This window comes from Actinoplanes sp. NPDC049668 (assembly GCF_044465445.1).
Taxonomy (GTDB): Bacteria; Actinomycetota; Actinomycetes; order Mycobacteriales; family Micromonosporaceae; genus Actinoplanes.
In genome coordinates this window covers 785600-811168 of the sequence record NZ_JBITLR010000003.1, presented here as the reverse complement: position 1 = coordinate 811168, position 25569 = coordinate 785600, and the positions used below count along the sequence as shown (strand labels likewise).

At 71.5% G+C, this 25569-nt stretch carries 22 protein-coding genes; 7 read left to right on the top strand and 15 right to left on the bottom strand.

Going from position 1 to position 25569, the window contains the following annotated elements:
* Nucleotides 1–2: 2 nt before the first annotated feature.
* The 11 genes from ACIBSW_RS16465 to ACIBSW_RS16415 form a co-directional block, all read right to left on the bottom strand.
* The gene (locus ACIBSW_RS16465; protein WP_354728237.1) at nt 3–1046 is read right to left on the bottom strand and encodes a Gfo/Idh/MocA family oxidoreductase; all 1044 of its coding nucleotides are present in this window, start codon (nt 1044–1046) and stop codon (nt 3–5) included.
* Complete coding sequence (locus tag ACIBSW_RS16460) at nt 1043–2044, bottom strand: ABC transporter permease (protein ID WP_354728235.1); 1002 nt, start codon at nt 2042–2044, stop codon at nt 1043–1045. Before ACIBSW_RS16460 ends, ACIBSW_RS16465 begins: the two co-directional genes overlap by 4 nt.
* Nucleotides 2041–3000 (bottom strand): ABC transporter permease, encoded by a 960-nt coding sequence (locus tag ACIBSW_RS16455; RefSeq protein WP_354728233.1) that lies wholly within the window; start codon nt 2998–3000, stop codon nt 2041–2043. The genes ACIBSW_RS16460 and ACIBSW_RS16455 overlap by 4 nt, the downstream gene beginning before the upstream one ends.
* Nucleotides 2993–4519 (bottom strand): sugar ABC transporter ATP-binding protein, encoded by a 1527-nt coding sequence (locus ACIBSW_RS16450; protein WP_404799349.1) that lies wholly within the window; start codon nt 4517–4519, stop codon nt 2993–2995. Before ACIBSW_RS16450 ends, ACIBSW_RS16455 begins: the two co-directional genes overlap by 8 nt.
* A 7-nt stretch (nt 4520–4526) precedes the next feature.
* Nucleotides 4527–5606, bottom strand: a complete 1080-nt coding sequence (locus ACIBSW_RS16445) for an ABC transporter substrate-binding protein (protein WP_354728779.1) — start codon at nt 5604–5606, stop codon at nt 4527–4529.
* A 103-nt stretch (nt 5607–5709) separates the two neighbouring features.
* Nucleotides 5710–6486 carry a DeoR/GlpR family DNA-binding transcription regulator gene (locus ACIBSW_RS16440; protein ID WP_354728777.1) on the bottom strand — a complete coding sequence of 259 codons (777 nt, stop codon included), beginning with the start codon at nt 6484–6486 and terminating at the stop codon, nt 5710–5712.
* Between the two features lie 42 nt (nt 6487–6528).
* Nucleotides 6529–7971 (bottom strand): rhamnulokinase family protein, encoded by a 1443-nt coding sequence (locus tag ACIBSW_RS16435; protein ID WP_354728775.1) that lies wholly within the window; start codon nt 7969–7971, stop codon nt 6529–6531.
* A 9-nt stretch (nt 7972–7980) separates the two neighbouring features.
* Nucleotides 7981–9084, bottom strand: coding sequence for a hypothetical protein (locus ACIBSW_RS16430; RefSeq protein WP_354728773.1), 1104 nt, complete (start codon nt 9082–9084; stop codon nt 7981–7983).
* On the bottom strand, nt 9074–9730 hold the full coding sequence (locus ACIBSW_RS16425; RefSeq protein ID WP_354728771.1) for a sugar transferase: 657 nt from the start codon (nt 9728–9730) through the stop codon (nt 9074–9076). The genes ACIBSW_RS16430 and ACIBSW_RS16425 overlap by 11 nt, the downstream gene beginning before the upstream one ends.
* 14 nt (nt 9731–9744) lie before the next feature.
* Nucleotides 9745–11001, bottom strand: coding sequence for a nucleotide sugar dehydrogenase (locus tag ACIBSW_RS16420; RefSeq protein WP_354728769.1), 1257 nt, complete (start codon nt 10999–11001; stop codon nt 9745–9747).
* A gap of 29 nt (nt 11002–11030) precedes the next feature.
* Complete coding sequence (locus tag ACIBSW_RS16415; RefSeq protein ID WP_354728767.1) at nt 11031–13016, bottom strand: nucleoside-diphosphate sugar epimerase/dehydratase; 1986 nt, start codon at nt 13014–13016, stop codon at nt 11031–11033.
* Between the two features lie 425 nt (nt 13017–13441).
* On the opposite strand from ACIBSW_RS16415, the gene ACIBSW_RS16410 reads away from it, so the two are divergent.
* Nucleotides 13442–14611, top strand: coding sequence for a glycosyltransferase (locus ACIBSW_RS16410; protein ID WP_354728765.1), 1170 nt, complete (start codon nt 13442–13444; stop codon nt 14609–14611).
* On the opposite strand, the gene ACIBSW_RS16405 is transcribed toward ACIBSW_RS16410, so the two are convergent.
* Together ACIBSW_RS16405 and ACIBSW_RS16400 are read right to left on the bottom strand one after the other, a co-directional pair.
* Entirely contained in the window at nt 14500–15087 is a 588-nt protein-coding gene (locus ACIBSW_RS16405; RefSeq protein ID WP_354728763.1) for a VanZ family protein, read from the bottom strand. The genes ACIBSW_RS16410 and ACIBSW_RS16405 overlap by 112 nt on opposite strands.
* Nucleotides 15088–15126: 39 nt before the next feature.
* Nucleotides 15127–15579: a DNA-binding response regulator gene (locus ACIBSW_RS16400; RefSeq protein ID WP_404799348.1), complete on the bottom strand. Its 453-nt coding sequence runs from the start codon at nt 15577–15579 to the stop codon at nt 15127–15129.
* 539 nt (nt 15580–16118) lie between these two features.
* On the opposite strand from ACIBSW_RS16400, the gene ACIBSW_RS16395 reads away from it, so the two are divergent.
* Both ACIBSW_RS16395 and ACIBSW_RS16390 read left to right on the top strand, forming a co-directional pair.
* A complete protein-coding gene (locus ACIBSW_RS16395) occupies nt 16119–16811 on the top strand; it encodes a phosphatase PAP2 family protein (protein WP_354728759.1) in 693 nt (230 codons plus the stop codon).
* A gap of 208 nt (nt 16812–17019) precedes the next feature.
* A complete protein-coding gene (locus ACIBSW_RS16390; RefSeq protein WP_354728758.1) occupies nt 17020–17676 on the top strand; it encodes a DUF3159 domain-containing protein in 657 nt (218 codons plus the stop codon).
* Here ACIBSW_RS16390 and ACIBSW_RS16385 read toward each other — a convergent pair.
* Nucleotides 17641–19086, bottom strand: a complete 1446-nt coding sequence (locus ACIBSW_RS16385) for a glycosyltransferase (protein ID WP_354728756.1) — start codon at nt 19084–19086, stop codon at nt 17641–17643. The genes ACIBSW_RS16390 and ACIBSW_RS16385 overlap by 36 nt on opposite strands.
* A complete protein-coding gene (locus tag ACIBSW_RS16380; protein WP_354728754.1) occupies nt 19083–20195 on the bottom strand; it encodes a HEAT repeat domain-containing protein in 1113 nt (370 codons plus the stop codon). The genes ACIBSW_RS16385 and ACIBSW_RS16380 overlap by 4 nt, the downstream gene beginning before the upstream one ends.
* A 95-nt stretch (nt 20196–20290) precedes the next feature.
* Here ACIBSW_RS16380 and ACIBSW_RS16375 point away from each other — a divergent pair, with 95 nt between their 5' ends.
* The 4 genes from ACIBSW_RS16375 (at nt 20291) to ACIBSW_RS16360 (ending at nt 24575) form a co-directional block, all read left to right on the top strand.
* Entirely contained in the window at nt 20291–21499 is a 1209-nt protein-coding gene (locus tag ACIBSW_RS16375; RefSeq protein WP_354728752.1) for a pyridoxal phosphate-dependent aminotransferase, read from the top strand.
* A gap of 99 nt (nt 21500–21598) precedes the next feature.
* Nucleotides 21599–22603, top strand: coding sequence for an efflux RND transporter periplasmic adaptor subunit (locus tag ACIBSW_RS16370; protein ID WP_354728750.1), 1005 nt, complete (start codon nt 21599–21601; stop codon nt 22601–22603).
* Nucleotides 22600–23295, top strand: coding sequence for an ABC transporter ATP-binding protein (locus ACIBSW_RS16365; protein WP_354728748.1), 696 nt, complete (start codon nt 22600–22602; stop codon nt 23293–23295). The genes ACIBSW_RS16370 and ACIBSW_RS16365 overlap by 4 nt, the downstream gene beginning before the upstream one ends.
* Before the next feature lie 83 nt (nt 23296–23378).
* Nucleotides 23379–24575 carry an ABC transporter permease gene (locus ACIBSW_RS16360; RefSeq protein WP_354728747.1) on the top strand — a complete coding sequence of 399 codons (1197 nt, stop codon included), beginning with the start codon at nt 23379–23381 and terminating at the stop codon, nt 24573–24575.
* The last annotated feature ends 994 nt before the right edge of the window (nt 24576–25569 follow it).

Genomic DNA, 25569 nt, shown 5'->3' with positions numbered 1-25569 from the left:
GGCTACTCCACGGTGGACACCCGCCGGCCCGTCTCGAACGAGCGGATGACGGCGGTGGCGATCAGCAGCGCACGCCGTCCGGCGGCGATCGGGATCGGTGGTTCCCGTCCGTCGCGCAGGGCCGACAGCAGGTCGTCGACGTGGGAGTCGAAGGTCGCGTGGAAGTCGCGGTCGACGTCGTTGAAGTAGCCGGCCTGCCAGACCCGCGCCATCTCGTCACCGGCGGCCTGGAAGCTGAACCGGCGCACCGTGTCGTTGATGAGAACCCGGCCGGCGGTGCCGTTGAGCTCCACCCTGTGCGTGTCGGGGTAGGCGTACGACGAGTCGTAGCTGCCCACCAGGCTGCCGACCGCCCCGTTGCCGAACTGCACCGCCACCACCAGGCTGGACCAGCCGTTTCCGCTCGGATCGGCGGCCTGCGCCATCACCGAGGTGATCGGGCCGCACAGGTGTTCCAGCATGTCCAGGCCGTGGCACTGGGTCTCGATCAGATTGGCGTGCGGGTGCCGGCTGGTGCCGGCCTCGCCGCCGAAGCGCCAGGTCGCGAACGCGAGCCGGCCGAGGTCACCGCGGGCGATCGCCGCGGCGGCCAGGCGGACCGGCCGCGCGTACCGGTGGTTGAAGTTGATGCCGATGAAGACCTTGCGCGCGGCGGCCTCGGCGACCAGGACGTCCGCCTCGTCGAGGGCGAAGACGAGCGGCTTCTCCAGCAGCAACGGCACCCCGGCGCGGATCAGCCGCAGGGTCGGCGGGAAGTGGCCCTCGTTCGGCAGGCACACCGACACCAGGTCCGGCCGTTCCCGGTCGAGCATCTCGTCGAGGTCGGTGTATCCGCGGGTGCCGGCCTCCGCAGCGCGCGCCGCGGTGCGTCCCGGATCGCGCCCGACGACGGCCACCAGCGACGTGTCGCCGCGCCGGGCGAACAGCTCGGCGTGCTGGCGCCCCCACCACTCGCCGGTGCCGACCACCGCCACCCGGGTGGGTGCCCCGGCCGCCGGTGCGGCCGGCCGGACCACGCCCGGTGCGAACCTCGCCGCCCGGTTCACCGCCGCCTCCGGCGGGCGAGGCGCGACTGCACGAGCACCACCACGATCAGGAAGGTTCCGCTGACCACCTGCTGGTAGTACGCGGTGAGCGTGCCGACCTGGTTGATCAGGTTCTGGATCACCTTGAGCAGCAACACACCGGCGAGCGTCCCGCTCAACGAGCCGGATCCGCCGGACAGCAGCGTGCCGCCGATGACCACCGCGGCGATCGCCTCCAGCTCCCGGCCCTCGCCGATCGTCGGCAGGCCGGAAGACGTCTGTGCGGCGACCAGGACGCCGGCCACGCCGGCGAGGGTGGCGCTGAGCACGTAGACCAGGACCCGGACGCGAGCGACCGGCAACCCCATCAGCTCGGCCGCCTCCTGGCTGTCGCCGATCGCGAACACCGCCTGGCCGAACCGGGTCCGGTTGAGTAGCAGCACGCCCAGCGCGAAGGCGCCCAGCGCGAACCAGACCGGGGCGTGCACGCCGAGCCAGCGCGCCTGACCGAGCCGGGTCAGCAGGAGATCGGCCGGAATGATGTACACCTTGTTGCCCTCGCTCGCGACGGCGAATGCCAGGCCCCGGGCGAACAGCAGCGCGGCGAGCGTCACGATGAACGGCGCTATCCGGGCACGACCGATCAGCAGCCCGTTGACCAGCCCGAACATCGCGCAGACGAGCAGCGGCAGGGCGATGGCGGCGGCGGTGCCCCACTGCGCGCCGTACGCGGTGAGCACCCCGGCCAGCGCCAACAGCGACCCGACCGACAGGTCGATGCCGCCGCTGAGGATGACGAAGGTCATCCCGGTCGCGATCAGCAGCAGGTATGAGCTGTCCAACGCGATGTTGCCGAGGTTCTGCCCGCTGGCGAAGCTGTCGCCGAACAGCACGGTGCCGCCGACCAGCACCAGGGCCAGGACGATCGGCGCGCCGGCGCGGTCCGGGCGCCACCGCAGGCGGCGACCCGACGGCCCGGTCCGCCCCGGTGCGCTCACCGGATGGTCCACGGCCGTCATGCCGCGCTCCGACCGCGCTGGACGTAGACCGCGGCGACGATGATGCTCGCCTGGATCATGCGGGCGGTGGAGTCCGGCAGGTTCTGCTGGATCACGGTCGCGGTGATGAGCTGCATCAGGAGGGCTCCCATCAGCGTGCCGAGAATGCGGACCCGGCCGCCGGACAGAGGTGTGCCGCCGACGACGACCGCGGTGATGGCGCTCAACTCGATCAACAGGCCGACGAACGACGGATCGCTGGCGCCCTGACGCGCGGTGGTCAGCAGGCCGGCGACGGCGGCGAGCAGGCCGCTGAGCACGTACACGGTGACGAGGGTTCCCTTGACCGGCAGGCCGGCCAGGGTCGCCGCGGCCCGGTTGCCGCCCGTCGCCAGGACCCGCCGGCCGAAACCGGTCCGGTGTACCGCCAGCCCGGCCGCGCCGGTGATCACCAGCACCAGCACGACGCTGATCGGAAGGCCCAGCACCGAGGCGTTGCCGAGCGCGCCGAGGGTCGGGTCGAACATCTCGGTGAGCCGGCCGTCGGCGAACACCAGGGCGAGGCCCCGTCCGGCCACGAGCACGCCGAGCGTCGCGATGATCGGCTGCATTCCGGCGAACGCCACCAGAGACCCGTTGACGGCGCCGACCACCGCACCGGCCGCGAGCGCGATCGCCATGGCCGGCCATACGCCGTACCCGAGGTAGAGCGGGAGCAGCGCGGCGCTGATGGCCATCGTCGCGCCGACCGACAGGTCGATGCCCTCGGTGGCGATGACCAGGGCCATGCCGATCGCCACGATGGCGACCGGCGCGACCTGCACCAGCTGCAGCCGAAGGTTGGTCATCGTGGCGAAGTGGGGTGTGAACACCAGATTGAAGACCAGGATCACGGCGATCGCCAGGTAGACCCCGCCGACCTGGAGCAGGCCCAGCACGTCGGTACGCGTCCGGGGCGCGGTCCGGGTGTCAGGCATCGTGCTCCCTCGCCAAGGCGATGGTCCGCATGATGCGGTCCTCGCTGACCTCGTCGCCGCGGAACGTGCCGACGACCGCGCCGTCGCGCAGCACCAGCACCCGGTCGGCGCCCTCCACGACCTCCTCCAACTCCGAGGAGATGAGCAGGACACCCAGGCCCTGCTCGGCGAGCTCGTCGATCAGCGACTGAATCTCGAACTTCGCGCCGACGTCGATGCCGCGGGTCGGCTCGTCCAGGATCAGCACCTTCGGATGCAGGCAGAGCATCCGGGCCAACAGCACCTTCTGCTGGTTGCCGCCGGAGAGCTCACGGACCTTCTGGCCGGGATGCGAGATCTTGATGCGCAGCCGCGCGACGAACGTGTCGACGAGCGCGGCCTGCCGGCGTTCCGAGAGGAAGCCGGCCTTGGTGAGCCGCGGCAGCGCCGCGAGCACGATGTTGTCCCGCACCGACAGGTCGGCGATGACACCCTCGGCCTTGCGGTCCTCGGGCACCATGCCGAGCCCGGCCCGGATGGCCGCGGCCGGCGACCAGCGCCGCGCGCGCCGGCCGTCCATGGTGACCACGCCGGCTTCGATCGGGTCGGCGCCGAAGACCGCCTTGGCCGTCTCGGTGCGCCCGGATCCGAGCAGCCCGGCCAGGCCGACGACCTCACCGGCGTGTACGTCCACACTGACGTTGTCGAGCAGCGGCCGGCGGCTGAGCCCTTCGGCGCGCAGGAGCGGGGCGCCGGTGGCATCGCGTTGCTCGTCGCCGAAGGTGGTGGCGCCGTGCCGGCGTACCTCGTCGATGTCCCGGCCGAGCATGGTGGCCACGAGCCGCAGCCGGGTCGTCTCGGCGACCGCACCGCTGTGCGCGACCCGGCCGTCGCGCAGGACGGTGACCCGGTCACAGACCCGGAACACCTCATCGAGCTTGTGCGTGACGTACAGGACCGCGACGTGCTGCGCGCGCAGCACGTCGACGACCCCGACGAGCAGGTCGACCTCTCGGGGCTCGAGAGACGACGTCGGCTCGTCCATGATGACCACCCGGGCGTTCATGGACAGCGCCCTGGCGACGGCGATCATCTGCTGCACGCCCAGGCCGAGTTCGCCGAGGCGCTGCCGGACGTCCACCGTGATTCCGTACCGCGCCAGCGTCTCCCGGGCCGCCCGGTGCATGCGGCGACGGTCGATCAGGCCGATCCGGTTGACCGGTTCCCGGCCCAGGAACAGGTTGGCGGCGACGCTGCGCAGCGGCACCAGGTTGATCTCCTGGTAGATGGTGCTGATCCCGGCGGCCTGCGCGTCGCGGGGCCGGGCGAAGGCGACGGTCTCGTCCAGGTAGCGAACGTCGCCCTCGTCCGGTCGGTGCACCCCGGTGATGATCTTTATGAGGGTGGATTTGCCGGCGCCGTTCTCGCCGACCAGCGCGTGTACCTCGCCCGGGTGCAGGGAGAGCGAGACACCGTCGAGAGCACGCACGCCGGCGAAGTGCTTGCGCACCGAGTGGACCTCCAGGACGGGCGCGTTCACCGGAGACCTAGTACGCGTTGGCGAGCTCGGACTGGGCGTTCTCCGCGGTGTACTCCTTGTCGGAGATGATGGTCTTCTCGACCACGCCCTTGCCGCCGTAGAAGTCCTCGAGGGCCTGGAAGGCCAGCGGCCCGAAGCGTGGGTTCGACTCGATGACGCCGGCGATCCAGCCGTCGAGGATGCCCTGCACGGCACCCTTGGTCCCGTCGATCGTGATGATCTTGACGTCGCCGGCCTTCTTGCCGGCGGCCTTGAGGGCGGCCACCGCGCCGAGCGCCATCTCGTCGTTCTCCGCGTAGATCGCGGTGATGTCCGGGTTGGCCGAGATGAGCTGCTCGGTGACCTTCTGGCCCTTCTCCCGGGTGAAGTCGCCGGTCTGCTCGGCCACGACCGCCAGCTTGGAATTCTTGGCGACGAGCTGATCCTTGAAGCCCTTGGTGCGGTCGACGGTGACGTTGACGCCGGAGGCGCCGAGCAGGATCGCGACGCTGCCCTGGTCGCCGGTCGCCTTGATCATGGCGTCGGCCGCGCGCTGACCCTGTACGACGAAGTCGGACCCGATCCAGCCCAGGTAGTCCACGCACGGCTTCTTCGTGGTGAGCAGCCGGTCGATGGTCATGACCGGCACCTTGGCGTCCTGCGCGGCCTTCAGCGCCGGGTCGAGGCCCTCGGAGTTCAGCGGCGAGATGATCAGTGCCTTGGCGCCCTGCGCGATCATGCCCTGGATGTCCGCGATCTCCTTGTTGAGATCGGACTGGGCGTTGGTGGTGATGAGTTTGATGCCCCGCTTCGCCGCCTCGTCCTTGATGGACTGGGTCTCGGTGATCCGGAACGGGTTGGCTTCCTTCTCCGACTGGGCGAAGCCGACGGTGACGGTCTTGAGATCGAGCTGGGGCACGCCGCCGTTGTACTTCTCCGGCGTGCATCCCCCGGCCCCGGAGGTCGCCTGGACCTGTTGCGCCGCGGAGCTGCCCGCGGTGGGTGTGTCATCCTCGCCGGCACTCTTGGTGCAGGCTCCGGTCAGGGTGAGCGCGGCCACGACGGTGCCGGCGGCGACACCACGCACGAATCTTCTGGACGGAGGCATCTAGGGCCTTCCTTCATCAGAGTGAGCGCCATGATGTGAAAACCTTTGACACGAACTTGGCCAGATCGTAGTCGATTGTTGCCAACTTCTGTCAAGAGGCGGGCTACGCGAGGTGGACGTCGATACCCTCGGCCCGGAGCCGGTCGACCGCCGCTTCGTCGGCGCCGCGGTCGGTGACCAGCACGTCGATGCGCTCGCTCGGCACCGTCTGGCACATCGTGTCGTGTCCGAGCTTGGTGTGGTCGGCCAGCACCACCACCTGCCGGCCGGCCGCCATCAGGGCCTGATCCGTCGCCGCGGCGAAGACATTCGGCGTGGTCAGGCCGCGTTCCGCCGTGACGCCCTCGCCGGAGAGGAAGACCTGGGCGCCGCGGAGCCCCGTCAGCGCGGCCTCGGCGATCGGGCCGACGGCCGCGCCGATCGACCGGCGCAGCGCGCCGCCGATCAGCACCACGTCGATCTGCGGCGCGTCGATGAGCGCGCCGGTCACCGAGATCGAGTTGGTGACCACCGTCAGGTGGCCGAGCACGGCGAGGTGCCGGGCCAGCGCGGTGGTGGTCCGGCCCGGACCCAGCAGCACCGCGCTGCCCTCCGTGACCAGCGTCGCCGCCAGCGCGGCGATGGCCTCCCGGGGCGCGGAAACCGGATCGGCGCTGTTCACACCGGCCGCGCGCGGTGCCGCCCGGGTGGGCGTCAGCTCACGCCGGGGACCCACGCCGCCGCGGGTCGGCGAGAGGAGCCCTTCGGACACCATCGAACGCAGGTCCCGGCGGACGGTCGACTCGGAGATGCCCAGGGCCGCGGCGAGGTCCCGGAACGAGACGTAGCCGTGGTCGTGCACATGGGCCAGCAGGAGCCGGCGACGCTCGGCGATCAGCACGGTCGACACCTCCGGTCTTGACGACCACCGTTGCAGAATATGTCAGAACTTGTCATGGCGGTCGAGCAATGTCAGGAAGCGAGCGTAGGCGGCCTCGATCAGATCCGAGGCATGCGGCTCGTACCGGCGTGGCGGAAGCGACCGGGCCACGACGTCGCGGATCTCCGCCAGGGAGCCCAACTCCCCCGCCGCCCGCGCCTGGACCAGCAGGTTGCCGACGGCGGTCGCCTCGATCGGCCCGGCCAGCACCGGCCGGCCGGTCAGATCGGCGGTGAGCTGACACAGCAGGGTGTTGGCCGCCCCGCCGCCGACGATGTGCAGGACATCGACGCGCCGGCCGGCGAGCCGCTCGGCGCGTTCCAGGCTCCACCGGTGCTTGCAGGCCAGGCTGTCCAGCACACAACGCACGACGGCGGCCCGGTCGGCCGGAATCGGCTGCCCGCTGTCCCGGCACGCCGCCGCGAGCTGCGCCGGCATGTCCTGCGGCGTGACGAGCGCGGGATCGTCCGGGTCGACGAGACTGCGGAATCCGGGCGCCGCCCGCGCCGCGGCGACGAGCTCGGCGTACGACGGCGAGCGCCACGCGGCCCGGCACCGCTGCAGCAGCCACAGCCCGGTCCCGTTACGCAGGAACCGGATCGTGCCGTCGATGCCGGCCTCGTTGGAGAAGCCGGCCAGCCTGGCCTCGTCGGTCAGGATCGGCGCGTCCAGCTCCAGGCCGACCAGCGACCACGTACCCGAGGAGAGGTAACCGAAGGACTCCCCGCCGGCGGGTACGGCCGCCACTGCCGACGCCGTGTCGTGCCCGGCCACCATCCACAACGGAATCCCGGGGTGCTCGCGCAGGCTGCCCACCCTGGTGCCCGCCGGCACGACATCGAAGTCGAACAACCGCAGCGGAATACCCAGCTTCTCGATGACTCCGGTCGCCCAGCAACGGGTCCGCACGTCCATGAGCTGACTGGTGCTGGCGATCGTCTGTTCGGTCGCCAGCTCGCCGGTCAGCCAGTAGCCGAACAGGTCGGGCAGCAGCACCAGCCGCTCGGCGGCCTCGAGTTGCGCGGACCCCTCCATCGCGACCAGCTGGCTTGCGGTGTTGATCGGCAACGGCGGCGTTCCGGTGGTCCGGTAGATTTCCCTGGCGCCGACCCTGGCCGCGACCAGCTCCGGGCTGGTCAGGGTGCGCCGGTCGCGGTAGTGCCAGGGGTTGCCGAGCAGGGCACGGCCGCGGTCCAGCAGCGCGAAGTCGTTGCCCCAGGTGTCGATGCCGACCCCGTCGATCCGCGCGCCCGTCGCCGCGGCGGCGATCCCCGCCGAGAGCTCCGCGAACAGCGCCAGTACGTCCCAGTGCAGCCCGTCGGGCAGGGTGACCGGGCGGTTGGCGAACCGGTGCACCTCGTCGACGGCGAGCCGTCCGTCGCGTAGCGAGCCACGCACCACCCTGCCGCTCTCGGCCCCCAGGTCGACGGCGAGGAACACAGGCACCGATGGAGCTTAGCCTCGATCCCGGGCGGGTACCGCCGACGCGGAGGCGAAGGCGGCCAGGACGTCCGCGGTCCGGCGGATGTCGTCGTGGTCGCAACGGTGGTCGACCGGCACGGTCAGCATCCGCCCGGCCAGGTCGGCCGCCTCCTCGTCGCCGCTCCAGAGTCCGGCGCGGTCCTGGTGCCAGTGGATGGGCGCGAAGATGCCGTGCCCGGCGAGATGCGCGCGCAGGGCGTCGCGGATCTCCTCGGACGGGCACAGCAGCTGCACCCGGAAGGGCGCCGCGTCTTCCGGGCCGCCGGTCAGGACCGACCAGGTGGGGCTCCGCTCCGGCAGGGCCGCGAGCAGCTCGCGGACGTTGGCGGTGCTCGCCGCGCGCAGGCCCGCCACGTCCAGCAGCGGCAGCGTGGCGACGGTGACGGCGTTGGCCGGGCCGGCGCTGCCGAGCAGGGCGTACTCGCCCTGTTGTTGCAGCGTGCGGAAGCCGTCCTTGCCGATCGGCCGGCCGTCGAGCCAGGCCGACTTGAGCAGCATCGCGGCCAGCTTGAGCTGGGCGCCGGGGCTCTCCTCGCCGCGCGGCCGGGGCAGGTCGAGGCCGGCGGGCGACCACAGCAGGCCGCCGTCGGGCAGCGGCAGCGTCTTGCGCAGCGAGGCGACCGCGTACGCCGCGGTGCTCTCGCGGGCCCAGGCGCTGAAGGGGTCGTGCGAGTGGTCCTCGAGGACGTCGACGCCGGGGTGCTTCTCCCGCCACGCGTCCCACGGCTCGCGGACGTTGCGCCCGAACAGGTTCTGGGCGAGCACCACGTCGCCGGGCTCGGCGAGCAGCGTCTCGAAGGCGGGGCCCGGCTCGTCCGGCAGGTGGCGGTACCAGCCGATGGGTGCCTCGGCCGAGAGTGCCTCGGCGACACCCATGCAGAAGTAGGACGGCATGTGCAGCCGGCCGCCGGGCGGCAGCTGGTGCAGCGCGGCGATCAGCGCGCCGCAGCCGGTGGCGAACAGCGCGTGCCGCTTCGGCAGCCACCGCGGCAGACCGCCGCCCCGGTCGGCGCCGAGCAGGGCGGCCGGGTCCCAGTGGAATTCCGAGCCGACCTCGCGGGGCGGGTCAGGCGGCACGGCGCACGTCCACTTCCACTTCCTGCGCCCGGCGGATGTTCAGCTCGTCGACGTGCACGGGCGCCTCGTCGCGCCGCAGGGTGGCCACCGTGCGCCAGATGATCCGCAGGTCCAGCGCCGGCGACCAGTGGTCCACGTACCAGCGGTCCAGCGCGAAGCGCTGCGGCCAGTCGATGTCGTCGCGGCCGTTGACCTGCGCCCACCCGGTGATGCCCGGCTTGACCTCCAGGCGCCGCCGGTCCTCGGCGGAGTAGTTGGCGGCCTGCGGCAGCACGTCCGGCCTCGGGCCGACCAGCGCCATCTGCCCGCGTACCACGTTGACCAGCTGGGGCAGCTCGTCGAGGCTGGTGCGGCGCAGGAACCGGCCGCAGCGGGTGATCCGCGGATCGTTCTCCACCAGGCCGAACGGGTCGCTGATGCCGAGCTTGGCGCTGAGCGCGACGGAGTCGTGCACCATCGAGCGGAACTTCAGCATCCGGAACGGCACGCCGTCGCGGCCGGCCCGGTCCTGCACGAACAGGACCCCCTTGCCGTCCGCGATCCTGATCCAGGCCGCGACCGCGATTATCACCGGCGACAACAGCACCAGGGCGAGGGCGGCGGCCAGGCGGTTCAGGCCGTCCCAGAGCAGGCGTACGAATTCCACGGCGACTCCTTCGGCTAGAGCGTCTCGACGGTGGGTCCGGTCAGGCGGTTGCGGGTGTCCAGCACGTAGCGGGCGTGGCGCACGACCAGGTCCAGGTCGAACGCGTCGTGGTCGGCGAGCAGCACCACGGCGTCGGCCGCGGCGACCTGCTCCTGCGTCAGCGCGACCCGCACCACCCGCTGGTCGACGTGCGCGTCCTCGACCACGTGCGGGTCGGCGGCGCGGACCTCGGCGCCCATGTCCAGCAGCAGCGAGGCGACCCGCCGGGCCGGCGATTCGCGGGCGTCGCCGGTGTTCTTCTTGTAAGCCAGCCCGAGCAGCAGCACGGTCGAGCCGTTGACCGCCTTGCGGTGCCGGTTGAGCGCAACGACCAGGCGCCGCACGACGTAGTCCGGCATGTGGTTGTTGATGTCGTTGGCGAGCTCGACGAAGCGGAAGCTCTGCCCGAGGGTCCGCTGCACCCGCCAGGACAGGTACGACGGGTCGATCGGCAGGCAGTGGCCGCCCACTCCCGGGCCGGGCACGAAGCGCATGTACCCGAAGGGCTTGGAGGACGCCGCCTCGATCGCCTCCCAGACGTCGATGCCGAGCTCGTTCGCGAACACCGCCAGCTCGTTGACCAGGGCGATGTTGACGTGCCGGAACGTGTTCTCGAGCAGCTTCGCCAGCTCCGCGACCTTGCAGTCGGAGACCGGCACGGTCTGCTCGACGACCGAGCCGTAGAACTCCCGCACCTTCGCCAGGGACGCCTCGTTGATGCCGGAGACGACCTTCGGGGTGGTGACCAGGTTCCACTGCCGGTTGCCGGGGTCGATGCGCTCGGGGCTGTAGCCGAGGAAGAAGTCCGTGCCGGCGACCAGGCCGGAGCCCTCCTCCAGCAGCGGCGCGACCAGCTCGGCGGTGGTGCCGGGGTAGGTGGTCGACTCGAGCGCGACCGTCGCGCCGGGCCGCAGATAGCGGGAGACGGTCCGGGCCGAGTCCTCTATGTACGCGAGGTCCGGCGTGCCCTCGCGCAGCGGCGTCGGCACCGCGATGACGGCGACGTCGAAGCCCGCCAGCGAGCGCGGATCCGACGACGGCTGGAACGCGCCGCTGTCGAGGATCTCCTGCAGCTCGACCGAGGGCACGTCGTCCACGTAGGACTCCCCCGCGGCGAGCCGCTTGATCCGCTCGTCGTCGACGTCGAAGCCGACGACCGTGTGGCCGACCTGTGCGGCGCGGACGGCGAGCGGCAGCCCCACGTATCCCTGACCGGCGATGACGACCCGCATGGGCCTGCTCCCCTCCTGTGCCCGGGCGCTCACGGCTGCCGCCCCGGCCGTACGGTGAATTCGGGCTGGCGCTGCGGCGGCGTCGTCCGGTTGCGGCCGTTGCTCCGGTTGCGGCCGGGCCGCGACACCACGGCCGGCGGGTTCGCCTCGCGGGCCGCCGACAGCGCCGGGCTCTCGGCGAGCCAGCGCAGCACGGCGATGAGGTCGGTGCGCGGCACCGTCGGGTCGAGCAGCGACAGCACGGCGCCGTCCAGCGGCGGCACCGGCGCCTGCGAGATCAGCGGGTGGTTCGGCCGGTGGTCGGGCTCGTCCGGGCCGAGCAGGATCTCCTGGAGCTTCTCCCCCGGGCGCAGTCCGGTGTAGACGATCTGGATGTGCCGGTCGGCCGCGTCGGCGAGCCGACGGGCGACGTCGGCGATGCGCACCGGCTCGCCCATGTCCAAGACCAGCACCTCGCCGCTGCTGTCGAGGGCGCCGGCCTGGATGACCAGGCGCACCGCCTCCTGCACGGTCATGAAGAAGCGGGACACCTCGGGGTCGGTGACGGTGATCGGCCCGCCCGACTCGACCTGCGCCGTGAACGCGGTGAGCACCGAGCCGCGGCTGCCGAGCACGTTGCCGAACCGGACGCTGCAGTAGGTGCCGGGCGCGGACTCGTCGGCGGCCGCGGTGAGGCGCTCGGTGATCCGCTTGGAGTAGCCGAGCACGCTGGTCGGGTCGGCGGCCTTGTCGGTCGAGATGTTGACCAGCCGGTCGACGCCGTGCCGCAGCGCGGTCTGCAGGATCTGGTACGTGCCGATGATGTTGGTCTTGAGCGCCTCGGACGGGTGCATCTCCAGCAGCGGCAGGTGCTTGAGGGCCGCCGCGTGGAACACCACCTGCGGCCGGTGCTCGGCGAACACCTCGTCCAGGCGCTGCTGGTCGCGGATGTCGGCGACGACCAGGTTGCGGTCGTCGAGCAGCGCCCGGCCGTCCAGCGACAGCTGCACGGCGTGCAGCCCGGACTCGTCGCGGTCCAGCATGACCAGACGGGCCGGCTTGAAGCGGGCGACCTGGCGGCACAGCTCGGAGCCGATCGAGCCGCCGGCGCCGGTGACGAGCACCCGGCGCCCCTCGAGATAGCCGGCCACCGCGGCCAGGTCGATGCCGATCTCGCGCCGGCCGAGCAGGTCGGCGTGGCTGACGGGACGGATGTCCTCCACGCTGACGGTACGGCCGAACAGCTCGACAACGGGCGGCACGACCTTCAGGTCGACGTTGAGCGGCTGGGCAAGTTCGGTCAGCTCCCGGATCAGTTCGGCGCTCGCGCTGGGGATCGCGATGAGCACCGCGTCGGCGCGGAACCGCCGGACGACCTCGGCCATGGCGTGCCGGTTGCCGGCCACCGGTACGCCCATCAGCCGCAGGGTGCGCTTGGCGGGATCGTCGTCGAGCAGCGCGACCGGGATGTACGGGCTGAACGGGCTGCGCAGCATGGCGCGGATGACCTGGGCCGAGCCCTCCCCGGCGCCCATCACCACGACCCGGGTGCCGTGCTCCGGCGAGGGCCGCAGGCGGTGGTTCTGCAGCAGCCGGGCGGCGTAGCGCACGCCGGCCGCCAGGACCAGGGCGATCAGGCCCGCCGCGATGATGGCCGAGCGCGGCACGAGCCGGCCGACGAGGGTGTCCAGAATGAACACCAGCGGGGTGGTGAGCGCCGCGGTCTTCGCCAGCGCGGCGATCTCCTCGAAGCAGCCGTACGACCAGCGGCCGGTGTAGAGCCCGAACTGCAGGCCGACGGCGCTGTGCACGACCGCGGCCAGCGAGGCCAGGATCAGTAGCCCGGTGGCGTCGACCGCGGCGAAGTCGCCGTCGTGGCGTAGCAGCGTGGCGATCAGCAGCGCCACGGCCAGCGCCATCGCGTCGGCGGCGGCCCGGGCTGCCCGGACGGGCAGTGCCGTGAGCAGCCACGGCGATGTCCGGTAGCCGGCTGGGGCGTCCGTGACGTCGGTCGGCGTCGGTCGCCGTACCCGCATGAATTCCTCCCCGTTCGAACGTTGGTGTCGACAAGGAAAATCGAGCGTCGCGCAATGCATAATCGAGATCCAGAAATGCATTGCGGGCCGCTCGCAGAACGTCGCTATCAGCGCCTACGAATAGAGCGTGCCAGCCGTGGGGTATCGGTCACAGTAGTAATTGTCATGCCCTACATGAGAGCGATTCATGTTCAGTACCTATGGCCGCCCCACGTGCTCGATCGCCTCCCCGGCAAGCACTTTCCGACCCAAGGACGACGTCCGTTCGGCCAATAATCGGGCACCCGACAGCCCGTGAGAAGACTTCATGTTCAACATGACATTTGCAACTGTCATTGGGCGGCGGTGCTCTGGCAGCGTCTTTATCGCGGATGTCAAACAGGAGACAAAATGAGAAAGTTCCGCGCGCGGGCCGGTACCTGGCCATGAGGGTTCTGCACATCATCACGACGCTCGCCGAGGGCGGCGCCGAGCAGCAGCTCCGGCTGCTGGTGCGCCGGCTGCCGTACGACTGCGAGGTCGTCACGCTGTCCCGGCCGGGCGCCGTCGCCGCCGCCATGCGCGCCGACGGCACCACCGTGCACGAGGTGATCACCACCCGCGACCGCGACCTGTCCGCGGTGATCAAGCTGAGCCGCCTGATCCGGCTCGGCCACTTCGACGTGGTGCACACCCACCTCTACCGGGCCTGCGTGCAGGGCCTGCTCGCGGCCCGGCTGGCCGGGGTGCGGCACGTGGTCGCCACCGAGTACCACCTGGGCGGCGCCGGCGGCGCCCGGGCGCTGTACCTGATCGGCGATCGGCTCGGCCTGCTCACGATCGCAGCGTCCGAGTCGATCGCGGAGCGGCTGCGCGCCCTCGGCGTACCGGAGGTACGGATCACGGTCATCCCCAAGGCGATCGACGCGACCGAGTTCGGCTACGACCCGGCGCTGCGCGCCGCGGCCCGCGAGCGCCTGGGCATCGCGCCGGACGCCCGGGTGATCGGCGGCCTGGGCCGGCTGGAGCCGGGCAAGCGGTTCGACCGGCTGATCCGGGCCGTCGGCGAGGTGCCCGGCGCGGCCCTGCTGCTGGTCGGCGACGGCTCGGCCCGGCCCGCGCTGGAGCGGCTGGCCGTCATCGAGGGCGTCGCCGACCGGGTGACCTTCGCCGGCGCGGTCGGCCACGCGCGGGAGATGCTCTGCGCCATGGACGTCCTCGCGTCACCGTCGGACCAGGACACGTTCGGGTTGGTGGTGCTCGAGGCGCTGGCCAGCGGCCTGCCCGCGCTGTACGCGACCTGCCCGCCGCTGGAGGAGCTGGCCGCCGCCCGGTCCGCCGTCGAGGGCGCCGAGCGGCTCTCCCCGCACGACCGGGAGTCGCTGCCGCGCAAGCTGCGCACCGAGCTGCTCAGCCTCGAGGAGCGCGGCGGCGCCCGGCTGCCCGCCCGCACGGCCGGCGAGCGCTACGACGCCACCGCGCTGGCCGCCTCGGTCGGCGGGCTCTACGAGCGGATGGCCGGCGGCCGCTCCCCGCTGCGGCGGGGCACCAGGGAACAGTCCTCGATCATTCGCCGGAACGACGCGAAGCGCAGGAGGCGGCGCAGGGCGATGTAGCCGAGCAGCGCGCCCAGCGTGTTCGACATCAGGTCGTTGACGTCCGCCCACCGGTTGCCGTGCAGGCCGAGCACGAGGATCGCCTGTACGACCTCGATGCCCGCGCTGAGCAGGAAGCCGACCAGCACGACCCGGCCCTTGTCCCGCACGTCGAACACCAGGCGCAGCACCGCCGCGAGCGGGAGGGTCATGACGATGTTCAGCAGGAAGTCGTCCACCCGGACGGTGGTCAGCGGGACCAGGATGATCCGGTAGAGCTCGGGCTCGCCGGCGTTCTCGCCCCAGGCCAACCAGAGCGGCAGCATCGTCGCACCGAGCACGGCGACCAGGTACCAGCCGGCGGCCGACAGCGCGACGAACCGGCCGGCCGTCAGCAGCCCTCGGCCGCGCAGCACCATCCAGGACACGGCCATGAGGACGGTGCCCAGCGGGAGCAGGATCGGCAGCGCCGGCACGTGGAGCTGATCGGGTGACATCCGGACCAAGAGTACCGATCGGGCGCTGGGCCCTGGCGGCTATCGCAGCCAGCCGCCCTTACGGGCGATGCGGATCGCGTCGAGGCGGTTGCGGGCGCCGGTCTTCGTGATGACGGCCGAGAGATAGTTGCGAACGGTCCCGCCGGACAGGTAGAGCCGGCCCGCGATCTCGCGCACCGACTCGCCCTCGGCCGCGAGGCCGAGCACCTCGAGCTCCCGGGTGCTCAGGCCGCGATCGGTGTTCAGCGAGGCGGCCTGGAGCATCGGGGACACGACGCGTTCACCGGCCGCGAGCCGCCGGATGGAATCCGCCAGCACCGCGTCGGAGGCGTCCTTGAGAACGAAGTTCAGCCCGCCGGCCCAGCGACGCGGCGGCAGCATTCCGCGTTTCGCCGGATCGCACAGCAGCAGCATGGAACAGGAGGGAATGGTGGCGCGCAACTCCTCGGCCAGCGGTAGCACCTGACTGACCATGTACTCGGTGTCGATCACGATCACATTCGGCCACAACTCCGCGGCCCGGGCCGGCAGATCACCACTCAGCGGCAACGTGCCGACGTAGTGAATGTCAGGTTTGGCCTCTAGCAGTGTTCGTACCGGGACGCCGAAGTATCCCTCGTCTCTCACCACCACAACCCGGATCATCACACCACCTAGTCTGTCAGCCGGGATCCCTGTTTCTCCACCTGTCTACTTCGGAGATGCCAGTCCCAACGGATCGGCCACATGCACGAGAGAGTCGGTACAGATGATCTTTTATAGGTAATGTTTTCCCAGTTCAGAGCGCATTTGTGCCATTCAATTGCTAAGGCGCCGTTGCCTACTCAACGTACCGGTAACCACACGCTTCGAACACAGGCCTAACCGATCGACTGAGGCAGAAGTGCCGGATCTTCGTGCGGTGCCCGCCGAATCGCCGGTGAACCGATCGTAATAGACTCATCTCATTCAACTGTCCACAGTAATAGCTTTTCACCCGATATAGATAAGATCGGGTTTGGCCGCCACCCGGACCCGGGTACCCCCGGCGGATGATTGACTTCGCGGCACAGGCCCTCAAGCGGGTGGTGACGCCGATCGCGGCCCTGCTCGCCGTCATGATCGCGCTGGGCCTGCTCATCACCCGGGTCTTCCCGCACACGTGGCCGCTGACCGTGGAGGACTCGGTCAATCGCGAACTCGAGCGCGACCGCACCCACGACATCAGCATGGTCTCCCTGATCTTCAGCACCCTGGCCAGCACCCCGGCGATCATCGCCGTGACGATCCTCGCGGCGCTCGTGCTGCGGCTGACCCTGCGGCGCTGGCGGGAATCGATCTTCCTGTGCGCGGCGGTCTGCGCCCAGGCGCTGATCTTCTTCCTGACCACGCTGGTGATCGACCGCCCGCGCCCCGAGGTCGACCACATGGACACCTCCCCGCCGACCTCGAGCTTCCCGTCCGGCCACACCTCGGCGTCGGTCGCCCTCTACCTGGGGCTGGCCGTGATCCTGGTCCGGCTGACCGACCGCACCGGCCTGAAGGCGGCGTGCTGGCTGCTGCTGCTCGTGCCGGTCGGGGTGGCGCTCGGCCGGATGTACCGCGGCATGCACCACCCCACCGACGTGCTCGCGTCGTTCCTCAACGGCGGCATCTGCGTGCTGGTCATGGCCCGGGCCATCCTCGACCGCGACGCGATCCGGCACCGCAAGCAGCTCACGGCCGGGCATCGCCCAGGGCGGTGACCGGGACGGCGGGCACCCCGGCCGGGCATCGCCGCGGGCGGTGACCAGACGGCGGGCGGGCGCCGCGGGCGGTGACCGGGACTGCGGGCGGGCGCCGCGGCCGGGCACGGAATGGTCCGGGGTGTGATCTTCGGTGCGGCAGCGGGCCGGGCGGTGCGCGCCGGAACGGCGCCGGTTAGGCTTTCCTAACTTGAGAGCGGGGTGGGGCGTGGCCGAACCGGAGTCTCTGGCCGATCTGCTGGGCGGCCGGCGGGCCGCGCTGGACGCGACCGTCCCCCCGGTGATCTTCGTCGTGGCCTGGTTCGCCGGCGACCGCTCGATCTGGGTCGGCGCCGGCGCCGCGGTGCTCGCGGCCCTCGCGGTCGCCGCCTGGCGGCTGCGCGAGGGCGGCAAGCCCCGCGCCGTCCTGATCGGCCTGCTCGGCGTCTGCGTCGCCGCGCTGATCGCCCTGCGTACGGGGCGCGCCGAGGACTTCTTCCTGCTGCAGATCGTGACCAACGCCGCCAGCGCGCTGGCCTGGGCGGTCAGCATCGTGATCCGCTGGCCGCTGCTCGGCGTCATCGTCGGCGCCGTGCTCGGCCAGAAGACGCGGTGGCGCCGCGATCCCGCGCTGCTGCGGGCGTACTGCCGGGGCAGTTGGGTCTGGGTCGGTCAGTACCTGGTGCGCCTCGCCGTGTTCGTCCCGCTCTGGGCGGCGCACGCGGTGGTGGCGCTCGGCGTCGCGCGCGGCGCGCTCACCTGGCCGCTGGTCGCCGGCTGCCTCGCGCTGAGCTGGTGGGTGATCCGCCGCAGCCTGCCCGCCGGGCACCCTGGCCTGCGGCACCCGCGGTCAGCGACCGAGGCCCACGCCGACCGTCTCGCGTGACTCGGCGGTGTCGAAGCCCTCGCGCTGCATCGCGCCCCACTCCGCCCGCCGCCCGTGCAGCGCGCCGAGCACGCCGCGGACCTGCCACACCGCGAGGACCTGCCGGTAGCCGAAGTTCTCCAGGATCGCGGCCAGCACGCCGCGGGCCAGGTCGCCCCAGCGCGGATAGCGGTGGAACGAGACCTCCTCGATGAACAGGGCGACCAGGCTGACCAGCAGGCCGTAGCCGTAGGCGACCAGCACGAAGCGCCAGAGGAACGCGACGTCGATGGCGTCGGCCAGCAGACCGAGCGGCAGCAGCACCAGGGCGGCCAGCTCGACGAACGGTGCCAGCAGCTCGAACACCACGTAGTACGGCAGCGCGACCAGGCCGATGCGGCCGTACCGGGGATTGAGGATCATGCCGCGGTGCTTGCGCAGGATCTCCGCGATGCCGCGGTGCCAGCGCCGCCGCTGCCGGCCCAGCACCCGCAGGGTCGACGGCGCCTCGCTCCAGCTGACCGGCTCGGCCACGAAGACCACCCGGTAGTCCTCCTTGAGCTGCCGCAGGTGGCGGTGCAGCCGGACGACCAGCTCGGCGTCCTCGCCGATGGTGTCGTGCGCCATGCCGCCGATCCGCACGACCAGGTCGCGGCGGAAGAGGCCGAACGCGCCGGAGATGACCACCAGCCCGCCGAGGCGGGACCAGCCGGTGCGGCCCAGCAGGAACGCGCGCAGGTACTCGACCACCTGGATGCGGCCCAGCCACCGCCTCGGCATCCGCACGTCGACGACCCGGCCGCCGATCACCTTGCAGCCGTTGGCGATGCGCACGACGCCGCCGCAGGCCACCACCCGCAGCGGGTCGTCGGCGAAGGGCTTGGCCACCGACAGCAGCGCGTCCGGGTCCAGCACCGAGTCGGCGTCGACCATGCAGATCAGCGGGTGCCGGGTCAGGTTGATGCCGACGTTGAGCGCGTCGGCCTTGCCGCCGTTGGTCTTGCGGACCACGGTCAGCGTCTCCGGGTTGGCGCGGGCGACGTGCACGGAGAGCACCCGGGACTGGTACGGCACCTCGCCCGGCACCACCCGCGGCACCTCCACCAGGTCGAAGTGCGCGCGCAACACCTCGAAGGTGTCGTCGGTCGAGCCGTCGTCGACGACCACCACCTCGTAGCACGGATAGCGCAGCGAGGTCATCGCGGTCACCGAGGCGACGATCCCGGCGCCCTCGTTGTGCGCGGGCACGATCACCGAGACCGGCAGCGTGAGCGGGCTGCGGAACATGTCGTCGGTGCCGGCGAACGGCGCGCGCCGCAGGTGCTTGGCGAACTCGAGCCCGGCCAGCACCATCAGCACCAGATAGCTGGAGTTGAGCCCGACGAAGTACGCGAAGATCGCGACGTCGGTCCACCGCAGGACCTCGCTCACGCCGCCGCACCTACCCGCTCGGCGCCGATCCGGGACAGCGCCAGCGCCTCCCGGGCGTGGCTCACCGACGTGTCGCCCGACGGCGACGCCAGGCGATGCGCGCCGGCGCCCGCGTCCCGCTCGGCCTCGACCGCCGCGGCGAGGGCCTCGATGCCGGGCCCGCCGAGCCGGCGCATGGCGTGCGCCGCCTCGTGCGCCACCTGGAACTCGTCGTCGTCGAGCAGCTCCGCCAGCGTCGGCACCGCGGCCGGCGCGCCCAGCGCGCCGAGCGCCCGGGCCGCGGCGGCGCGCAGCGGCGCCGGCCGCGACGAGCGCAGCGCCAGCGTCAGCGGCTCGAGCGCGGTGCGGGTGCCGAGCCGGCCGAGCGTGGCGGCGGCGGCGACCCGCACGTCGAGTACGGCGTCGTCGCGCAGTACCCGGGCCACGCGGTGCACCGAGCCGGCGGCGCCGAGCAGGCCGAGCGCGTCGAGGCACACCACGCGGACGCGGGCCGCAGGGTGGTCGAGCGCGGCCGAGAGGGTCACCTCGGCCTCCGGGCCGAGCTGCGCGAGGGCCTGCGTGGCGAGCAGCGACGGCAGCGGGTCGGCGCGGTCCAGGCCGGCGATGATCTCCCAGGCGGCGGCCGGGTCGCCGATGCGGCCAAGCGCGCGGACGGTCACCACGCGCACCTCCGGGTGCCGGTCGGCGAGCAGCCGGCCCAGCTCCGGTACGGCCTGGCGCAGCGCGAGGTCGCCGAGCACCTCGGCGGCGTGCGCCCGTTTGACCCGGCTGCGCGAGCGCAGGTCGCGCAGCGCCGCACGGCCGGCGCCGCGGCGCAGGAAGACGGAGACGAGCCCGAGGTGCGCCTCGCCGCGAAGCTTGCCGAGCAGGGCGAGCGCGGTCGGCTCGACGGCGCGCCAAGCGTCGTCGGGGATGGCGACGAGGTCGTGGCTGCCTTCCTCGCCGTTGTCGGCGACGAAGGCGAGCAGCGCCCGGCGCGGGCCGGCGGCGAGCTCGGCCCGCTTGCGGTCGCGGATCCGGCGCAGCACCCGGACGACGATGATGGCGAGCGCGATCACGGCCACGATGCCGGCGAGTACCCCGATGACCAGGGTGAACAGCCCGAGCATCAGCGACCCTCGACCACGACGATCTTGCACACGCTGTCGAATATATCCGTTATGCGAGCATCGTTCGCACGGAACGACGCCTTAGGCTGCTGGGCATGGTGGAGCAGGCGAGCAGGCTCAAGAATGTCCGCTACGACATCCGCGGCCCGGTGCTGCGCCGGGCACAGGAGCTGGAGGCCGCGGGTCACCGCATCCTCAAGCTCAACCTGGGCAACCCGGCGCCGTGGGGCCTGAGCACCCCGGAGCCGATCGTCACCGACATGGTGCACAACCTCGGCGACGCGGAGGGCTACAGCGACGCCCGGGGCATCTACTCCGCCCGCGTCGCCGTCGCGCAGTACTACCAGACCCTCGGCGTCGAGAACGTGCAGCCGGACGACGTCTTCCTCGGCAACGGCGTCTCCGAGCTCATCGTGATGTCGCTGCAGGCGCTGCTCAACAACGGCGACGAGGTGCTGGTGCCGAGCCCGGACTATCCGCTGTGGACAGGCGCGGTGACGCTGTGCGGCGGCCGGCCGGTGCACTACCGCTGCGACGAGGAGCAGGACTGGGCGCCCGACCTCGAGCACGTCGCCGCGCAGGTCACCCCGAACACCCGGGCCATCGTGATCATCAATCCGAACAACCCGACCGGCGCGGTCTACTCCCGCGAGACCCTGCTCGGCCTGCTGGAGATCGCCCGCCGCAACGACCTGCTGGTGCTCGCGGACGAGATCTACGACAAGATCCTGTACGACGACGCGAAACACGAATGCGCGGCGGCGCTCGCCCCGGACCTGCTGGTGCTCACCATGAGCGGCCTGTCGAAGGCCTACCGGGCGGCGGGCTTCCGCTCCGGCTGGATGGCGATCAGCGGACCTACCACCCACGCCACCGAATACCTCGAGGGCGTGCAACTGCTCGCCAACATGCGCCTGTGCCCGAACGTGCCGGCCCAGCACGCCGTGCAGACCGCACTGGGCGGCTACCAGAGCATCAACAACCTGATCCGGCCGGGCGGCCGCCTGTACGAGCAGCGAAACCACGCCTGGGACAAGTTCAACGAGATCCCGGGCGTCAGCTGCGTGAAGCCGCAGGGCGCGCTCTACCTCTTCGCCCGCCTCGACCCGGACATCCACAAGATCCACGACGACCAGCGAATGATCATCGACCTCCTGGAACAGCAACTGATGCTGCTATCCCACGGATCGGGCTTCAACCTGCCCACCACCGACCACCTGCGCATGGTGTTCCTGGCCCCGGTCGACGTCCTCGACGACGCCACCGACCGCCTACGCCGCTTCCTGGAGACCTACCGACAGTAATCCGTCTGTCAGAGGTTTGCGTCGGCCATGTACCGTCTGCGAGCCGGTCGGATCGGAGATCATCTCTACCCGACCGAGGCATCGAAGATGATCAGGCTGATGGGAGATCCGGTGGACGTACGCAGGCTGCTCACCGGCACGTGCGTGTCGATAGCCGTCATCGCGCTGGCGGGCTGCACGTCGTCGGATCCGGACGCGCAGACGCCGGACCTCGAGCCGCGCGGCACGGTGCTCACCACCGTCAAGCCGACCCGGCAGGACCTCACCAACTCGATCAGCCTGGCCGGCAAGGTGGCCATCAACCCGGTCTTCGGGATCGTCGCGCCCAAGAGCGGCGAGCTGAGATACCTGCAGCGCCCGCCCTCGCCGACCCAGTACGACCAGGAGACCTGGGTGGCGACGGTCTGGCGCAAGGGCAAGCCGTACTCCGTCGAGATCCCCGCCGGCGCGACCATGGCCGGCCGGCTGATGGAGGACCGCGCCGAGGTCACCGCCGGCATGCCCGTCGTGTCGGCCCGGCACATCGGGTACGGCATCGTCGCCGACATCGACAGCGCGATGGCCTACCGGATCTCCGGCGCGGCGAAGTCGGTCGAGGGGCAGATCAAGAACGGGCCCGGCCCGTTCAAGTGCAAGCCGCTCGGCACGATCGCGGCCCTGCCGGCCGGCACGATCCCGGAGCCGCCGCCGACCTCGCCGGCACCCAACGCCAGCGGCGCACCCGAGCCGCAGCCCGAGCCGGAGGCGCCGGGCGGCGCCGAGGGCTCGGAGCCGACCGGGCTCCAGCTGGTCTGCACCGCGCCGTCCGGCGTCAAGCTGATCAACGGCGCCGCGGTCACCCTGAACCTGGTCACCGGCAAGGCCGACAACGCGCTGGTGCTGCCGGTCGAGGCGATCGCCGGCTCACAAGGCCGAGGCAAGGTCGACGTGGTCGGCGAGGACCGCGTACGCAAGACCGTCGACGTCACCCTCGGCCTCACCGACGGCAAGATGGTGCAGATCAAGTCCGGCCTCAAGGGCGACGAGACGATCGCCATCCCGGGCCCGAACCTGCCGACCGCGGCCCCCGAGCCCGGTGACCAGCCTTCCGGGTTCAACGGATGACCGCGCTGATCGAGCTCGCCGGCATCACCAAGGTGCTCAAGGGCCAGCAGCAGGCCCGCACGATCCTGGACGGGGTCGACCTGAGCGTGCACGAGGGCGAGAGCGTCGCCATCGTGGGCCGCTCCGGCTCGGGCAAGAGCACCCTCCTGAGCGTCGTCGGCCTCTTCGACCGCCCGGACGAGGGCAGCTACCTCCTCGCCGGCCAGGAGATCAGCCGCCTCAAGGAGCGCCGCGCCGCCAAACTACGCAGCTCCCACTTCGGCTTCGTGTTCCAGCGCTTCTTCCTACTCAAACACCTGACCGCCGCCCAGAACGTGGCCATGGCCCTGGTCAACGGCCAGGGCTGGCTGCCACGCCGCGAACGCAAGGCCCAGGTCATGGAAGCCCTCGACCAGGTCGGCGTCGCACACCTGGCCAAACACCGGCCACCCCGGCTCTCCGGCGGCGAGCAGCAGCGGGTCGCCATCGCCCGCGCCCTGGTACGCCGCCCGCAGGTGCTCCTCGCCGACGAGCCGACCGGCGCCCTCGACACCGAGACCGGCGCCCTGGTGATCGACGCCCTGCTCGGGGCGACCACCCGCGGCTGCGGCCTCATCCTGGTCACCCACGACCGCGACCACGCAGCCCGGATGGGCCGCACGCTCGACCTGGTCGACGGCAAACTCACCCAACGCGGCCGGGTGTTCGCATGAAGCGCCTGTCCGGACGCGGAAGGTCCGCACTGATCATCGGCGTACAGGGAATCCGCGCCCGCAAACTGCGCACCCTGCTATCCATGGTGAGCCTCTTCCTCGGCGTACTGGCCGTGGTCGTCGTGCAGGCCGGCGCCAGCATCGCCGAACGGGCCCTCTTCGCCGGCGTCGAACTCAGCAACGGCATCGACGGCACCAAGGTGATGGACGTACCGTCGCAGGGGCAGACCGTGGACATCGTCCTGGACACCGTGAAGGGCCGCTCCGACGCGACGGCCATGCTCAGCGTCTCCGCGATCATCGGCGAGCCCGGCGTCACCCCCGTCAACGAGGGCGGCTCGCCGTTCGACGAGGACTGGGGCGGCGGCCAGGTCTGCTACTCAAACGGGCCCTGCGAGCCCGTCGCGGCCCCGGCGCCGCCCGGGCAGGCCATCCAGTTGCAGCTCGCCGCCATGACCGCCGACATCCGCCCGTTCCGCCCGTTCCGGCCCAAGACCGGCGACTGGCTCGACTTCTCGACGGTCCCCGCGCTGGCGCCGCGAATCGTCATCAACCTCGAGGCCGCAAAGGGCTTCGCGCGCTACAAGGTACCCGCCGAAATGCGCGTCGGCGGCGCCACATCGAACATCACCCCGCAGATCGTCGGCGTGGTCGACGACGGCGGGTACGAGCCCCGCGCCTACGTCCGCCTGGACGAACTCGCCAACTGGCTGCCCCCGGCCGGCCTGGCCGACCCGAACACCGGCAGCGGCATACAGGTGCTGTTGGCCGGCTCAACTCCGGTCGAGCAGGTACTGACCACCAAACTCCGCGGCGCCGGCGCCGAGGTCTACGTCAACACCGTCAACTCCCGCGAACAGGGCCAGAACGAGATCCGCCTGCTGCGCCTGGTCTTCCTCGCAATGGCCGGCCTGGTGCTGCTGATCGGCGTCGCCGGCATCCTCAACGTAGGCCTCGCCACAGTCGGCGAGCGAATCGAGGAGTTCGCCCTACGCCGGGCGGTCGGCACCTCCCGCTCGCTGCTGGCCGGCATCGTACTCGCCGAGACCCTACTAACCGGCCTACTCACCGCGGCGCTGGCGATCGGGTGCAGCGTGGTCGGGCTCAAGGCGATCTCGGCGGTGGTCGGCGAGTCCGAGCCGTTCCTGCGCGACCTGGCGTTCCCCTGGGACGCCGGGGTGGCCGGCATCATCGCCGGGCTCATCGCCGGCATCCTGGGCGGCTTCGTGCCGGCCCTGCGCGCCGCGCGCATCCCGATCGCGACCGTCATGCGCGCCTGACACCGCGATCGGCGGAGCTTTCGGATCCGCATGACGGTCCGGCTTGGTGGGTGGCCTCTTTTGGTCGCGCTTGGACGGGCGGGGCCGGGGGTGACCACGCACTGGCGGTGGACCGTTTCTATGCCCGTGCGCGGTCACCCCCGGCCCCGCCCTTGCATGGGAGCCTGTTGCGCTGAGGTCTTGGTTGCTCAGCGCTGGGTGCCTGGTTTGGCTTTGGTGTGCACCCTTGTGGTGGGTGGTCTGGCTTCCGCGTGGTGGGTGCGGTAGGGGATCCCAGGTGGGCAGGCCGGTGTGGGTGGTGGGTCAGGCGAACGAACCGCGCCGGTTGCGGTCGGCGACTGGTCGCGATGACTGGCGCCATCTTGTTCGGCAGCTGAGAGGTCCGTCGATCAACTCGGCAGGCGATGTCGATTGGCTGGCGGATCGTGGCGAGGTTGCCAGCGGCGTCGAGCATGGCGTGGGCGCATCGGCACAGGAGATCGAGTAGCCGCGGGCGACGTTGCTGCCGACGGCGGTGCGGTAGCGGCCAGGCAGGGGCTTGTTCACGAGCTTGGGCGGCCACATGACCGTCCACTGCATCGCGGTTGGCGGCCGACCCGGACAGCACGGCGTCGCCGCGCAGCGCGGCGGGCCGCCGGGGCGTCGCGGTGATCGAGGGCGACCTGGAATCCTGTTACGCCAGGCCGGATGCCGAGCGAGATGGCAGCGGTCATCGCGACCAATCGCCGACCGCGACCGGCGCGGTTCGTTCGCCTGACCCACCACCCACCCCGGCCTGCCCAACCGGGATCCCCTGCCGCACCCACCACGCGGAAGCCAGACCACCCACCACAAGGTGAACGCCCGGCGCGGCCACGCACCCAGCGGCGAGCAACCAAAAGCCTGCCGCAACATGCCCCCATGCAAGGGCGGGGCCGGGGGTGACCGCGCACGGGCATAGAAACGGTCCACCGCCAGTGCGTGGTCACCCCCGGCCCCGCCCGTCCAAGCGCAA

Bases quoted from the DNA above. Each gene is read 5' to 3' on its own strand.
- ACIBSW_RS16360 (WP_354728747.1), top strand. From the start codon at position 23,379: ATGGTGAGCCTCTTCCTCGGCGTACTGGCCGTGGTCGTCGTGCAGGCC.
- ACIBSW_RS16395 (WP_354728759.1), top strand. From the start codon at position 16,119: ATGATTGACTTCGCGGCACAGGCCCTCAAGCGGGTGGTGACGCCGATC.
- ACIBSW_RS16370 (WP_354728750.1), top strand. From the start codon at position 21,599: ATGGGAGATCCGGTGGACGTACGCAGGCTGCTCACCGGCACGTGCGTG.
- ACIBSW_RS16460 (WP_354728235.1), bottom strand. From the start codon at position 2,044: ATGACGGCCGTGGACCATCCGGTGAGCGCACCGGGGCGGACCGGGCCG.
- ACIBSW_RS16455 (WP_354728233.1), bottom strand. From the start codon at position 3,000: ATGCCTGACACCCGGACCGCGCCCCGGACGCGTACCGACGTGCTGGGC.
- ACIBSW_RS16415 (WP_354728767.1), bottom strand. From the start codon at position 13,016: ATGCGGGTACGGCGACCGACGCCGACCGACGTCACGGACGCCCCAGCC.
- ACIBSW_RS16420 (WP_354728769.1), bottom strand. From the start codon at position 11,001: ATGCGGGTCGTCATCGCCGGTCAGGGATACGTGGGGCTGCCGCTCGCC.
- ACIBSW_RS16380 (WP_354728754.1), bottom strand. From the start codon at position 20,195: ATGCTCGGGCTGTTCACCCTGGTCATCGGGGTACTCGCCGGCATCGTG.
- ACIBSW_RS16405 (WP_354728763.1), bottom strand. From the start codon at position 15,087: ATGTCACCCGATCAGCTCCACGTGCCGGCGCTGCCGATCCTGCTCCCG.
- ACIBSW_RS16445 (WP_354728779.1), bottom strand. From the start codon at position 5,606: ATGCCTCCGTCCAGAAGATTCGTGCGTGGTGTCGCCGCCGGCACCGTC.
- ACIBSW_RS16365 (WP_354728748.1), top strand. From the start codon at position 22,600: ATGACCGCGCTGATCGAGCTCGCCGGCATCACCAAGGTGCTCAAGGGC.
- ACIBSW_RS16410 (WP_354728765.1), top strand. From the start codon at position 13,442: ATGAGGGTTCTGCACATCATCACGACGCTCGCCGAGGGCGGCGCCGAG.
- ACIBSW_RS16375 (WP_354728752.1), top strand. From the start codon at position 20,291: ATGGTGGAGCAGGCGAGCAGGCTCAAGAATGTCCGCTACGACATCCGC.